General features: G+C 58.1%; 9 protein-coding genes. All 9 read left to right on the plus strand.

What is annotated here, in order from left to right; translation table 11 throughout:
- The first annotated feature begins 109 nt into the window (after positions 1-109).
- The 9 genes from ACO6VX_RS00485 (at position 110) to ACO6VX_RS00525 (ending at position 14,329) form a co-directional block, all read left to right on the plus strand.
- A complete protein-coding gene (locus tag ACO6VX_RS00485; RefSeq protein WP_422457384.1) occupies positions 110-5,005 on the plus strand; it encodes an alpha-2-macroglobulin family protein in 4,896 nt (1,631 codons plus the stop codon).
- A complete protein-coding gene (gene pbpC / locus ACO6VX_RS00490; RefSeq protein ID WP_422457386.1) occupies positions 5,006-7,345 on the plus strand; it encodes a peptidoglycan glycosyltransferase PbpC in 2,340 nt (779 codons plus the stop codon).
- 175 nt (positions 7,346-7,520) lie between these two features.
- Complete coding sequence (gene ndk / locus ACO6VX_RS00495) at positions 7,521-7,952, plus strand: nucleoside-diphosphate kinase (protein WP_003848684.1); 432 nt, start codon at positions 7,521-7,523, stop codon at positions 7,950-7,952.
- A 187-nt stretch (positions 7,953-8,139) separates the two neighbouring features.
- On the plus strand, positions 8,140-9,309 hold the full coding sequence (locus tag ACO6VX_RS00500) for a bifunctional tRNA (adenosine(37)-C2)-methyltransferase TrmG/ribosomal RNA large subunit methyltransferase RlmN (RefSeq protein WP_010257560.1): 1,170 nt from the start codon (positions 8,140-8,142) through the stop codon (positions 9,307-9,309).
- A gap of 80 nt (positions 9,310-9,389) precedes the next feature.
- The gene (pilW, locus tag ACO6VX_RS00505) at positions 9,390-10,124 is read left to right on the plus strand and encodes a type IV pilus biogenesis/stability protein PilW (RefSeq protein WP_031292207.1); all 735 of its coding nucleotides are present in this window, start codon (positions 9,390-9,392) and stop codon (positions 10,122-10,124) included.
- Positions 10,114-11,133: a cytoskeleton protein RodZ gene (gene rodZ / locus ACO6VX_RS00510; RefSeq protein ID WP_010257552.1), complete on the plus strand. Its 1,020-nt coding sequence runs from the start codon at positions 10,114-10,116 to the stop codon at positions 11,131-11,133. Before pilW ends, rodZ begins: the two co-directional genes overlap by 11 nt.
- 37 nt (positions 11,134-11,170) lie before the next feature.
- On the plus strand, positions 11,171-12,292 hold the full coding sequence (ispG, locus tag ACO6VX_RS00515; protein WP_003848692.1) for a flavodoxin-dependent (E)-4-hydroxy-3-methylbut-2-enyl-diphosphate synthase: 1,122 nt from the start codon (positions 11,171-11,173) through the stop codon (positions 12,290-12,292).
- A 105-nt stretch (positions 12,293-12,397) separates the two neighbouring features.
- Positions 12,398-13,672, plus strand: coding sequence for a histidine--tRNA ligase (gene hisS, locus ACO6VX_RS00520; RefSeq protein WP_010257545.1), 1,275 nt, complete (start codon positions 12,398-12,400; stop codon positions 13,670-13,672).
- A gap of 39 nt (positions 13,673-13,711) precedes the next feature.
- A complete protein-coding gene (locus ACO6VX_RS00525) occupies positions 13,712-14,329 on the plus strand; it encodes a YfgM family protein (RefSeq protein ID WP_010257542.1) in 618 nt (205 codons plus the stop codon).

The raw sequence follows: 14,329 nt of genomic DNA on the forward strand, positions 1-14,329 counted from the left end.
GGGAATGTGCGCACCATCTCAAGAGAAGCGTTGATTAAATGCGAGCATTGATATGAAATTGCGCTGCGTAATCAAACGACACTCCCTGCGTCCCGGTGAAGGAACTACCATGAAGAAACGCAATACCCGGCTGCTGCTCAGCATGCTGATCGGTGGCTCGCTGCTGTCAGCGACCCTGTTACCTGTTTTGCCTCTCCAGGCGGCAGAAGCACCCGCAACCTCCCAGGTCAGCAAACCGCTGACGATTATCGATCTCTCGGAACTGCAGATCGATAATGCCGCTGCGCTGGTCTTAACCTTCAGTCAGCCGCTGGATGATAAACAGGATATCGCGCAAAAAGTCAGGCTGACCGACGATAAACAGGGCCGGGTGGATGGCGGCTGGGAGCTTTCTGCTAACCGCAAAACGTTGCGCTTCCGCCATCCCGAGCCGTCACGTCACTTCACCGTCACGGTGGATGCGGGACTGCGCGCGGCCAGCGGAGAGACGCTTGCCGCCGATTACAGTCAGAAAATCGCCACCCGTGATATCCAGCCGATGGTGGGCTTTGCCAGTCGCGGTTCACTGCTGCCGCTGCGTATCACGCAGGGACTGCCGGTGCTGGCGCTGAATGTTGACCAGGTCGATGTCGATTTCTTCCGGATAAAGAATGCCGGCCTGGCGGAATTTCTCTCGCAGTGGAATTACGGCAACAACCTCTCAAGCTGGCAGTCGCAGGAGCTGCTGAAAAGCAGCCAGCTGGTCTATAGCGGACGCTTTGAGCTCAACCCGGCGCGTAACACGCGTGAAAAACTGCAGCTACCGATGCGTGACATTACCGCACTTCAGCAGCCGGGCGTCTATCTGGCGGTGATGAAGCAGGCCGGTACTTATCGCTACAGCCAGCCCGCCACGCTTTTCACCCTCAGCGATATTGGCCTGTCACTGCATCGCTTCCCGACCCGGTTCGAACTGTTCGCCCAGAGTCTGGCAGACGGTCAGCCGCTTTCCGGGGTCAGCGTCAGGTTACTGGATGAGAAGGGGCAGGTGCTGCAAAGCGGTACCAGTGACAGCACCGGTCATCTGAGCCTCAAGGCGGATGAAAAAGGCAAGCTCCTGCTGGCAATTCAGGGAGAACAGACCTCAATGATCGACCTGGCGCGTCCGGCGCTGGATCTCGCTGAATTCCCGGTCGCGGGGCCGCAGGGCTATGACAAACAGCTGTTTGTTTTTGGTCCGCGCGATATCTATCGTCCTGGCGAAACGGTCATCGTGAATGCGCTGCTTCGCGATGCCGACGGACACCCCTTGCCCGCGCAGCCGATCAAAGCGGAGCTGGTGCAGCCCGATGGCCAGGTGATGCGGACTTTTGTCTGGCAGCCTGAAGCGGGATTCTACCAGCAGCGACTGGCGCTGTCCGCGTCGGCCATGACCGGCGACTGGATGTTGCGACTGAATACCGGCGATAACCTCAAGCGAGAGTGGAAGTTTCACGTCGAAGATTTTCTGCCGGAGCGTATGGCGTTAACCCTGAAAAATGACCCTCAGCCACAGGCCGCTGATGCCAGTGTTGAGTTCGGTATTGAGGGGCGCTATCTCTATGGCGCCCCAGCGGCAGGTAACACGCTACAGGGTCAACTCTATCTGCGACCGGCACGCGAGGCGGTGACTGCACTGCCAGGCTACCAGTTTGGTGACATCACCGAAGAGGGGTTAAAGCGCACGCTGGATGAGGTGGATCTCAAGCTCGATGCCAGCGGTAAAGCACAACTCACGGTAGAAAATCAGTGGGATCAGCTCCACTCCCCGCTCAATCTGATCCTGCAGGCCAGCCTGCTGGAAACCGGCGGACGTCCGGTCACCCGTCGTGCCACCCAGGCCATCTGGCCCGCTGAAGCGCTGCCGGGTATCCGGCCGCTGTTTGGTAACAAGGCGGTTTATGACTACCGCAGTGACAGCTATCACGATGAGCCGACCGTGCCGGAACAGAGCCTGGCCGAATTCGACATTGTCTATGCCAACAGTCAGGGCAAAAAACTGGCGGCAGAGAAGCTGGATGTTCGCCTGATCCGTGAACGCCATGATTACTACTGGAGCTTCTCTGACAGCGAAGGCTGGCAGTCGCAGTATAGCGACAAGGATCTGCAGGAAGATGAACGCGCCATCTCTGTCCCGGCTGATGGCAGCACCAAAGTCAGCTTCCCGGTCGAGTGGGGCCACTACCGGCTGGAAGTGCAGGCGGGCGAGAAGATCGTCAGCAGCGTCCGGTTCCAGGCGGGTTATGACTGGCAGGATAACACCAACGGCACGGGTGCATTGCGCCCGGATCAGGTCAGACTGAAGCTGGATAAAGCGGCTTACCAGCCGGGCGATACCGTGCATCTGCAGGTTGAGTCACCGGCGGCCGGTAAAGGTTACCTGATGGTGGAGTCGAGCAGCGGCACGCTCTGGTGGCAGCCATTGACCGTACCAAAGGGCGGCACAACGGTGGATGTCCCTGTTGCTGAGAGCTGGCAGCGTCACGATCTCTACTTCAGCGCCATCGTAGTGCGTGACGGCGATAAAGTCAGTGGCGCAACGCCAAAACGCGCGGTGGGGCTGTTGCATCTGCCGATGGCGACGGAGGCGCGCCGCTTAAATCTGACGCTGGATGCGCCCGATAAAATCCGTCCTGAGCAACGCCTGACGGTAAAAGTCCACGCCAGTCGTGACGGCGGCCCGCTGCCTGAAAAAGTGAATGTGCTGTTGTCAGCAGTGGACAGCGGCGTTCTGAGCGTCACGGATTATAAAACCCCCGATCCGTGGCAGGCGTTCTTTGGCCGTAAACGCTATAACGTCGATCAGTATGACGTCTTTGGCCAGCTGATCGAAGGCGGTGGCCGGCTCGCGGCACTGCGTTTTGGTGGTGATGGCGAAGATGAATCGATGACGCGCGGCGGCAAAAAGCCGGTGACGCACGTCAATATCGTGGCGCAGCAGTTACAGGCAGTCACGCTGGATAAAGAGGGCAACGGGTCGATTACGCTGCCGATCCCGACCTTTAACGGTGAACTGCGGCTGATGACCCAGGCATGGAGCGACGACAGCTTCGGCGCGGCCGAACGTAAACTGGTGGTCGCGGCGCCGCTGATCAGCGAACTGGCCACTCCGCGCTTCCTTGCCAGCGGCGATACAGCCTCACTGGCGCTGGATCTCACTAACCTGACCGATCTGCCGCAAACCCTGAAGGTGGATCTGAGCAGCAGTGGCTTAGTGGATCTGGCCGGGGCTGCCAGCCAGAGTGTGACGCTGGCCAAAGGCGCGCTTACCACACTTCAGATTCCGGTCATGGCGAAAACCGGCTTTGGTGATGGCGAGGTTGCCGTGCAGATTTCCGGTCTGAACCTGCCGGGCGAGCAGGTGAAGCCCAGCAAACAGCAGTGGAAAATCGGCGTCAGACCACCTTATCCGGCCCGGACACTGAATTTCGATGCCGTCATCAATTCCGATCAGCCCCGGCAGGTCGCGGCAACCGCGTTTACCGGGCTGGATGCTCAGACCCTGAGTGGACAGCTGACGCTGAGCAATCGTCCGCCGCTCAATATCGCCAGCTATATCAGTGCGCTTTACGCCTATCCCTACGGCTGTCTGGAACAGACCACCAGCGGCCTCTGGCCGTCGCTCTACACCAGCCATGCCGAGCTGACCGCGATGGGGATAAAAACCAGCAGTGACGAGGCGCGCCGGGCCGCCGTCGACACCGGCATTGCCCGTCTGGCGGGCATGCAGCGGGCCAACGGTAGCTTCGGGCTGTGGGACAAACAGAGTGAGGAGGAGTTCTGGCTGACGCCTTACGTGACCGATTTCCTGCTTCGCGCCAGCGAGGCGGGCTATGCGCTGCCGGATAATGTAGTTGATCGCGCTAACGCACGGCTGCTGCGCTATCTGCAGGATCCCGCGCAGATCAGCGGCGGCGGCAGTGATAACAACGCCGCGCTGCAGTTCAGCGTGCAGGCTTACGCCGGACTGGTGCTGGCGCGTCAGCAGCGTGCGCCGCTGGGTGCGCTGCGCGCCTTGTATGAAAAGCGTGAGAAGGCCCGCTCCGGCCTGGCGCTGATGCAGCTTGGCGTGGCGCTGAAGCTGATGGGTGACGGGCAGCGCGCATCGCTTGCGATCATGCAGGGTGCCAGTCTGACGCGCTCAGATAAAGAGTGGTATGGCGACTATGGCAGCACGGTGCGCGATCAGGGGATGATGATAGCCCTGTTAGCAGAGAATAAGCTGCAGCCTGATTTGCAGAATAGTCTGCTGCTGTCGCTGTCAAAAGAGGTCAACGGCAAGCGTTGGTTCTCGACTCAGGAGAATAACGCGCTCTATTTAGCAGCGCATACTCTGCAGCGTGCGCAGGGCGGAAGCTGGCAGGCGCAACTGTCGGGCAATGCACAGCCTCTGCAGGGCGATGCGCCATTGAATAAAGGGCTGGGGGCTGAACGACTGTTGCAGGGCTTAGCCGTCAGTAATCCGGGCAGTGCGCCGCTGTATGGTCGTCTGGATGTCACCGGTTATCCGCTGGCCGCGCCACAGCCGGAGAGCAATGTGCTTGGGATAAAACGTGAATACTTTACGCTGGATGGCAAAGCCGCCGATCTCAGCAATCTGCGCAGCGGTGAGTTGCTGGTGGTGCGTCTGACAGTTTCGTCGAAGCGCAGCATCACCGATGCGCTGGTGGTGGATCTGCTGCCTGCCGGTCTGGAGCTGGAAAACCAGAACCTGGCGGATAGCAGCGCCAGCCTCGGCGACAGTGCGGATGCGCTGAAGGAGAGCATGGGTGACATGCAGCAGGCAGACATCAGACACATTGAGTTCCGTGACGATCGCTTTGTGGCGGCACTGGCGGTAGATACTTATCGTCCCGCGACGCTGGTCTACCTGGCGCGGGCGGTCACACCGGGGCGCTATCTGATGCCACCACCGCAGGTCGAGTCGATGTATGTGCCGGAGTGGCGCGCCACCGGCAGCACGCCGTCACAGCTGCATATTCAGTAAGTGACGCGACGCGTGGTAAACGTCAGCAGCATCAAAAAGTGGTGGCTCGCGCTGCCGCTTTTTTTTCTGGCGCTGTGGCTGGCGACATGGGGGCTGGATCGGCTTTTCCCATTGCCGCTTAAACAGGTGCAACCTGCGCGGGTGATTGTTGCCAGCGACGGTACACCATTGTGGCGCTTTGCAGACAGCAAGGGGATCTGGCGCTATCCGGTCACGCCAGAGGAGGTGGCTCCGGCCTATCTGCAGGCGCTGCTGACCTACGAAGATCGCTGGTTCTGGTATCATCCCGGCATCAATCCCCTGGCTCTGCTGCGTGCCGCCTGGCAGGATCTGCGCCATCAGAGCGTGATTTCCGGAGGCAGCACGCTGACCATGCAGGTGGCACGCCTTATCGACCCGCAACCCCGGACGCTGCGCGGCAAGATAATTCAGGTGTGGCGTGCGCTGCAGCTGGAGTGGCATCTTTCCAAACGTGACATCCTGACGCTCTACCTTAACCGTGCGCCCTTTGGTGGCACGCTGGAAGGGGTGGGCGCGGCCAGCTGGAGCTGGCTGGGAAAAGCCCCGTCACAGCTGACGTCGGGCGAGGCGGCGCTGCTGGCCGTTTTGCCGCAGGCACCCAGCCGTCTGCGGCCCGATCGCTGGCCGGAGCGGGCAGAAGCCGCACGCAACAAAGTGCTGGATCGGCTGGCGGAATACCGCATCTGGTCCGCTGAACAGGTGGCGGAAATCCGTCAGGAGCCGGTGTGGCTGCCGCCGCGGCAGATGCCACAGATGGCGCCGCTACTGGCCCGGCGGCTGCTGTCGATCAGCCACAGCGATAAGATTGTCTCTACGCTTGACCCCTCCCTGCAGCGCGAACTGGAAAGCCTGGCGCTGAATGTTAAAAATCAGCTTCCTCCACGCACCTCGCTGGCGATGCTGGTGGTGGATCACACCACCATGGCGGTTCGCGGCTACGTCGGCTCGGCTGACTTTACCGATGACAGCCGTTTTGGCCATGTGGATATGATCGCCAGCGTGCGTTCGCCAGGCTCGGTGTTAAAACCCTTTATTTACGGCATGGCGCTGGATGAGGGGCTGATTCATGCTGAATCACTGCTGCAGGATGTGCCGCGTCGCTTTGGTGATTACCGGCCAGGCAACTTCGATACCGGATTTCACGGGCCGGTCAGCGCCAGTGACGCACTGGTGCGGTCGCTGAATCTGCCTGCGGTGCAGCTTCTGGAGGCGCTGGGACCGAAAAACGTAGCAGCGCGCCTGCGCAATGTCGGTCTCAACTTACGTTTTCCCCCCGGCGCTGAACCTAATCTTTCGCTGATTCTCGGCGGCACCGGAGCGCGCATGGATGAGATCGTGGCAGCCTACAGCGCCTTTGCCCGCCACGGCAACGCCGGCCAGCTGCGCTGGATGCCCGATCAACCCTTACAGCAGCGGCCGCTGCTTTCGCCTGAGTCGGCGTGGATCATCCGGCGTATCCTGGCCGGGGAAGCGCAGCCCGCGGGCAATGGCAGCGTACCCGATGTGGTGCCACTGGCCTGGAAAACCGGCACCAGTTATGGCTACCGCGACGCCTGGTCGGTGGGGATTAATCCCCGTTATCTGATTGGCGTCTGGGTCGGAAGACCGGATGCGACGCCGGTTGCCGGGCAGTTTGGTTTTGCCTCTGCCGTGCCCGTCATGAATCAGATCAACAGCCTGCTGATGAGTCGCCTCAGCAGACGTGACGTTCCGGGCGATCCGCGGCCGGCCTCGGTGACGGTGGCGACCATTTGCTGGCCTGGCGGTCAGCCGTTGCCCGCCGGAGACGAAAACTGTCGCCAGCGGCGGCAAAGCTGGGTTGCCGCCGACACGCTGCCGCCTACATTGCTGGCTCCCGGTCAGGAGAGCCTCAGCGGATTACGCCTGGGCTACTGGCAGAATGCGCAGGGACTGCGCGTCGCAGCAGACTGCCCCGACGCCATCCGCCATGAACGGCTGGTCTGGCCGCTGCCGCTGGAGGCCTGGCTGCCGCCTCAGGAGCGGCGGGCGCAACGTCTGCCCCCTGTCGATGCCCGGTGTCCGCCGTTACAGCAGGGCAGCAGCGCACCGCTGATCGTTACCGGCGTGATTGAGGGGCAAATTGTCAGACCGCTGCCGGGCAGGAGCGCGCTGACAATGCCGGTTGCGGTGCAGGGAGGGCAGGGCACACAGCGCTGGTGGTTCCTGAATGGTGAGCCTCTGATGACGCAGAACGCCGCAGACAGCCTGTCGCTGCAGCTCGATCATCCGGGCGAGTATCAGCTGGTGGTGATGGATGAAGAGGGGCAACTTGTCTCCGTCACCTTCAGCCGGGGCTGACGCTTTTTTGCGCTAAATCATAACTATGGCGCGTCTGCTTCGACTCAGATCAAGAATTTTCATCAAATTAGGGATCTCTGATAGGCAATGCCGGACTCAGCCCCTATAATCGGCGCCGTTTCTTAACCGGGGCGGACGCCACCGGTTTCTTCAGAACGTTAAGACAGAGGTCATCATGGCAATCGAACGTACTTTTTCTATCATCAAGCCAAACGCCGTCGCTAAAAATGTGATTGGTGCTATCTACAACCGTTTTGAAAGCGCTGGCTTCAAAATCGTTGGCGCAAAAATGCTGCAGCTGAGCAAAGAGCAGGCTGAAGGTTTTTACGCTGAGCACCAGGGCAAGCCATTCTTCGATGGTCTGGTTGAATTCATGACCTCTGGCCCGGTTGTTGTTTCTGTGCTGGAAGGTGAAAATGCCGTTCAGCGTCACCGTGACCTGATGGGTGCCACTAACCCGGCAAACGCACTGGCTGGCACACTGCGTGCTGACTACGCTGACAGCTTCACCGAAAACGCCACGCACGGTTCAGATTCTGCTGAATCCGCTGCCCGCGAAATCGCTTATTTCTTTGGCGAAAACGAGATCTGCCCACGTACCCGTTAATCGCCTGGCGATAAACGTTACGTCGGCTTTACAAAAATCTGCGTAGGGGAGGTCACTCCCGCCTGTTATCAGGCTGCAGATGTTGTACAATATTGCGCCTTCATTGACTCAGCTTAATGAAGGCGCAATTTTTTTCACCTATCCCTGAACAGCGCCATAACGTGTAACAACGAGGCCAGAGAATATTATGTCCGAACAGATTGTGACGTCCGCGTCCGCATCCCCTATTGTCGTCTCCCCCAAAAGCCAGAAAATAAATCTGCTGGATCTCAACCGTCAGCAGATGCGCGAATTCTTCCTGTCGCTGGGCGAAAAGCCTTTCCGCGCCGATCAGGTCATGAAGTGGATTTATCACTACTGCTGCGATGACTTCGAGCAGATGACCGACATCAACAAAAAGCTGCGTAACCGGCTGATGGAGCTGACGGAGATCCGTGCGCCAGAAGTGGCAGAAGAGATGCGCTCTACCGACGGCACCATCAAATGGGCCATTCGCGTGGGCGACCAGCTGGTGGAAACGGTCTATATCCCGGAAGGGGACCGCGCCACGCTCTGTGTCTCATCACAGGTGGGTTGTGCGCTGGAGTGTAAATTCTGTTCGACCGCACAGCAGGGCTTTAACCGTAACCTGCGGGTGTCAGAAATTATTGGTCAGGTGTGGCGCGCGGCAAAAATTGTCGGCGCAGCCAAAATCACCGGCCAGCGTCCTATCACCAACGTGGTGATGATGGGCATGGGCGAGCCGCTGCTCAACCTCAATAACGTGGTCCCGGCGATGGAGATCATGCTGGATGACTTCGGTTTTGGTCTGTCGAAGCGTCGCGTGACCCTCTCCACTTCGGGTGTGGTGCCCGCGCTGGATAAACTGGGCGATATGATCGACGTCGCGCTGGCGATTTCCCTGCACGCGCCTAACGATAAGTTGCGTGATGATATTGTCCCGATCAACAAAAAGTACAATATCGAAACCTTCCTGGCGGCGGTGAAACGCTACATTGGCAAATCCAACGCCAATCAGGGACGCGTGACCATCGAGTACGTGTTGCTGGATCACGTCAATGACAGCACAGATGATGCGCATGAACTCGCCGCATTACTGAAAGAAACACCGTGTAAAATCAACCTGATCCCCTGGAACCCCTTCCCGGGCGCGCCTTATGGCCGTAGCTCCAATAGCCGCATCGATCGTTTCTCCAAAGTCCTGATGGACTATGGTTTTACGACCATCGTGCGTAAAACCCGTGGCGACGATATCGATGCCGCCTGTGGTCAGTTAGCCGGTGAGGTGATCGACCGTACCAAGCGTACGATGCGTAAAAAAATGGCGGGTGAAGCCATCTCTGTGAAGGCTCTCTAGAAGAGTGACTCAGAGCGTTTCCTGAAGTGATGACGCGTGGCAGGCTGCAGCCTGTCAACGTCAAGCGGATGGAAACGATTATGCGTAACGGATTACCTGCAGTTTTACTGGCGCTGTTTGTTGTAAGCGGGTGTGTCAGCCAGCATCACGAACCCGGAGCAGAAGAGGTGCGTCTGCAGTTAGGGATGCACTATCTGGCGGGTGGCGACTATGCCGCAGCTGAGCGAAACTTTCTGCGGGCACAGGCCGCCGCGCCAGAGGATTACCGGGTCTCGCTTGCGCTGGCTCGACTGGCGCAGAAGCAGGGTAATCAGACAGCGGCGCAGGCACGGTTTATACTGGCACAGCAGCAGGCCCCGGATAATGGTTTTGTTGCTAACAATTACGGTGCGTTTCTCTGCGCTTTAAGGCAGTATGGCGAAGCGCATCAACAGTTTAGTCGGGCAAGCGCAGCACCGCAGTTTGATGCACGCAATGACGCGCTTGAACTGGCAGGGTTTTGTTATCTGCAGGCTGGCGATATTGCCGCTGCCCGCAGGACACTACGCCAGGCCATTGAGGCTGACAGACGCAAAGCTGATTCGCTGCTGTCGGAAGCTGAAAAGCAGTTGGCAGATAACCATCTGGCGAAGGTGCAGGTTTTGCTTGATATTTACCAGCAACAGCTGCCCGCAACGGCACGAAGTCTGGCGTTACACTTACGTTTCGCCGCGCTACAGGGAGATGCCGCTGACGTTTCACGTTATGGCGACCAGTTAGCGCGACGTTTTCCGCAATCGATACAGTACCAGCGTTATTTAGCTAATGAATACTGAAGCCACTCAAGAAAACTCTGCATTACATTCAACAGGTGAACGCCTGCGTCTGGCCCGTGAGCAGATGGGGCTGACGCAGCAGAACGTCGCTGAACGCCTGTGCCTGAAACTTTCTACCGTGCGTGATATCGAGGAAGACAAATCGCCTGCCGATCTGGCCTCCACGTTCCTGCGCGGATACATTCGCTCCTACGCGCGTCTGGTGCACATTCCTGAAGAGGAACTGCTGCCGATGATGGCGAAACAGACACCGATTCGGGCTTCAAAGATCGAGCCGATGCAAAGTTTCTCGCTGGGCAAACGCCGCAAGAAACGCGACGGCTGGTTGATGATTTTCACCTGGCTGGTGGTGTTTGTGGTGGTGGGTCTGACCGGTGCCTGGTGGTGGCAGAATCATAAAGAGTCGCAGGATGATTTGGTGCCGATGACCGATCAGAACAGCAGCAGCGGTGATAGCGGTCAGTCGATTCCGCTGGGTGAATCCAGCGGTGACAGCGCGGCACCTGCCGCGCCTGACGAAAGCAATACCACCAGTGACAACAGCGCAGCCAGTGCGCCAGCGAGTGCGGCTCCGGCCGCCACTGGCAGCAATAGCGCGACCACCGCACAGCCGGATACCACCAGCAATGCCGTGGTTTCACCGAGCCAGGCGCCCGTGGACAACTCAGCGGCTGCACCTGCGGCCACAAACACGAATACCAATACCAGCACGGCACCTCAGATGCCAGTAGGTGCAGCGGCGGTCAGTGAACCGGCTGCTGACCCTAATGCGGTGGTGATGACCTTTAACGCCGACTGCTGGCTGGAAGTGAGCGATGCCACCGGCAAAAAACTGTTCAGCGGCATTCAGCGCAGTGGTGGTAAACTCAGCCTCGCAGGAACGCCTCCGTATCGTCTGAAAATTGGCGCGCCTTCCGCTGTTCAGGTGCAATATCAGAATCAGCCCGTTGATTTAAGTCGTTTTATCCGTAATAACCAGGTTGCTCGCCTGACGTTGGGTGCGCAATAACAGCGTATCGCGTACCGGGCAATTGTGGAGAAGAAATATGCATAACGAAGCACCCATTATCCGTCGTAAATCCAAACGCATTTACGTCGGCAAGGTGCCGGTCGGTGACGGCGCACCCATCGCTGTCCAGTCGATGACCAACACCCGCACCACTGACGTGGAGGCGACGGTAAATCAGATCAAAGCCCTTGAGCGAGTCGGTGTCGATATCGTTCGTATCTCGGTGCCTACCATGGATGCCGCAGAAGCATTCAGACTGATCAAACAGCAGGTAAACGTCCCGCTGGTTGCAGATATTCATTTTGACTACCGCATCGCCCTGAAAGTCGCCGAGTATGGCGTCGACTGCCTGCGCATCAATCCCGGTAATATCGGGAACAATGAGCGCATCCGTATGGTGGTCGACTGCGCGCGCGACAACAATATTCCGATTCGAATTGGCGTGAACGCCGGTTCGCTGGAGAAAGATCTGCAGGAAAAGTATGGCGAGCCGACGCCGCAGGCGTTGCTGGAATCTGCCATGCGCCATGTCGATCATCTCGACCGTCTTAACTTCGATCAATTCAAAGTCAGCGTTAAAGCCTCTGACGTTTTCCTCGCGGTTGAATCTTATCGTCTGCTGGCGAAACAGATTGAACAGCCACTGCATCTCGGTATCACCGAAGCGGGCGGCGCGCGGGCTGGCGCAGTGAAATCGGCGATTGGACTGGGTCTGCTGCTGTCAGAAGGGATCGGCGATACGCTGCGTATCTCGCTGGCCGCCGATCCGGTAGAAGAAGTCAAAGTCGGTTTCGATATCCTGAAGTCACTGCGTATCCGTTCTCGTGGCATCAACTTCATCGCTTGTCCGACCTGCTCACGTCAGGAGTTCGACGTTATCGGCACGGTCAACGCGCTGGAGCAGCGTCTGGAAGACCTCATCACCCCGATGGATGTCTCCATTATCGGCTGCGTGGTCAACGGACCTGGCGAGGCGACCCTCTCTACGCTGGGCGTGACCGGCGGCAGCAAGAAGAGTGGTTTCTACGAGGATGGTGTGCGTCAGCGCGATCGTCTCGACAACAATGACATGATCGATCAGCTGGAAGCGCGCATTCGTGCTAAAGCGTCGATGCTGGATGCCAGTCGCCGTATTGATGTGCAGCATCTGGAAAAATAATGGCGTACGCGGTTTGCGTGCGTGACTTTTTTGACTGAACCTGTGCGGTTTCATCCTCATAAGGTATGATGCCGGACAGGTTTTTTTGCATTAAGAGATTCTAACGTGGCGAAGAATATTCAGGCGATTCGCGGGATGAACGACTACCTGCCTGCGGATACCGCCCTCTGGCAACGGATTGAAGGCGTTCTCAAGCAGACGCTGGCGAGCTACGGTTACAGCGAAATTCGCTTACCGCTGGTGGAACAAACCCCACTGTTTAAACGCGCCATCGGTGAAGTCACCGACGTGGTTGAAAAAGAGATGTATACCTTCGAAGACCGCAACGGTGAAAGCCTGACGCTGCGTCCGGAAGGCACTGCAGGTTGCGTGCGAGCCGGTATTGAACACGGTTTACTCTACAACCAGGAGCAGCGCCTGTGGTATATGGGCCCGATGTTCCGCTATGAGCGTCCGCAGAAAGGCCGCTATCGTCAGTTCTACCAGATTGGCGTGGAAGTGTTTGGTCTGCAGGGACCGGACATCGATGCTGAACTGATCATGCTGAACGCCCGCTGGTGGAAAGCCCTGGGTATCTCTGAGCACGTTCGTCTGGAACTCAACTCTATCGGTTCGCTGGAAGCACGCGCGCATTACCGCGACGCGCTGGTCGCCTTCCTTGAACAGCATAAAGAGGTGCTGGATGAGGATTGTAAACGCCGCATGTACACCAATCCGATGCGCGTTCTCGACACTAAAAATCCCGATATTCAGCAGTTACTGAATGATGCGCCACAGCTTGGCGACTATCTTGATGACGAATCACGTGAACATTTCAGCGGCCTGTGTGCTTTGCTGGATGACGCCGGGATCAGCTACACCGTCAATCAGCGTCTGGTACGTGGTCTTGATTATTACAATCGCACCGTGATTGAGTGGGTCACCGATAGCCTGGGTTCACAGGGCACGGTATGTGGCGGTGGTCGCTATGATGGCCTGGTTGAGCAGCTCGGTGGCCGCGCAACACCTGCCGTTGGCTTTGCCATGGGCATGGAGCGTCTGGTGCTGCTGGTTCAGGCGGTTAATCCTGAATTTGAACCGACGAGCAATGTGGATGTCTATGTTATCGCTTCAGGTCAGGGCGTGCAGTCTGCAGCAATGCAGCTGGCTGAGAAATTGCGTGATGAAGCGCCAGAACTGAGGCTGATGACCAATTTTGGCGGCGGCAACTTCAAGAAACAGTTTGCCCGTGCTGACAAGTGGGGCGCTCGCGTCGCACTGGTGTTAGGCGAGGACGAGGTCAAAGCCGGTCAGGTCGTGATTAAAGATCTGCGCCGTGGCGAGCAGCAAACGCTGGATCAGGCAGAGGCTGCTGCTGTCTTGCGCTCGCTGTTACAGTAAGCGTGACACAGCACCAACCATAGAAAGGAGAGGGATTGCGTGGAAGTGTATAGCAATGAGAACGAGCAGACCGACGCGCTGCGCAACTTTTTTGCCAACAATGGCAAAGCGTTAGCTATTGGCGTGGTGATCGGCATTGCTGCGCTGGGCGGCTGGCGTTACTGGAGCAGTCATCAGGACGATACGGCGAAGACAGTATCAGCGCAGTATCAGCAGCTCACCAGCGCCATGCAGGCGGGCAAACCGGAGACGCTGGAAGCGGTAAACCGTTTTGCCAGTGAAAACAGCAACACCTACGGTGCGCTGGCTGCGATGGATCTGGCGAAGCAGTATGTTGACGCCGGTCAGCTTGATAAAGCCGCGACGCTGCTGCAAAACGGACTGAAAGATACCAAAGATGCCAATCTGCAGGCGGTGATTAACCTGCGCCTGGCACGCATTCAACTGCAACAGAATCAAGCGGATGCGGCGCTTAAAACCCTTGACGGTGTGAAGGGTGATGGCTGGACAGCCATTGTGGCCGATATTCGCGGCGAAGCGCTGCTGACCAAAGGCGACAAGCAGGGCGCGCGCGATGCCTGGAGTAAAGGGGTTGAATCTGACGCCTCTCCGGCATTGAAGCAAATGATGCAGATGAAGATGAATAACTTAAGCTAA

The sequence above is a fragment of the Pantoea sp. BJFS-204 genome (assembly GCF_049310725.1).
Classification (GTDB): domain Bacteria; phylum Pseudomonadota; class Gammaproteobacteria; order Enterobacterales; family Enterobacteriaceae; genus Pantoea; species Pantoea agglomerans.

Coding starts and splice junctions, on each gene's coding strand:
- pilW (WP_031292207.1), top strand. CDS start 9,390: ATGCGTAACGGATTACCTGCAGTTTTACTGGCGCTGTTTGTTGTAAGC.
- ndk (WP_003848684.1), top strand. CDS start 7,521: ATGGCAATCGAACGTACTTTTTCTATCATCAAGCCAAACGCCGTCGCT.
- ACO6VX_RS00500 (WP_010257560.1), top strand. CDS start 8,140: ATGTCCGAACAGATTGTGACGTCCGCGTCCGCATCCCCTATTGTCGTC.
- ACO6VX_RS00485 (WP_422457384.1), top strand. CDS start 110: ATGAAGAAACGCAATACCCGGCTGCTGCTCAGCATGCTGATCGGTGGC.
- rodZ (WP_010257552.1), top strand. CDS start 10,114: ATGAATACTGAAGCCACTCAAGAAAACTCTGCATTACATTCAACAGGT.
- ispG (WP_003848692.1), top strand. CDS start 11,171: ATGCATAACGAAGCACCCATTATCCGTCGTAAATCCAAACGCATTTAC.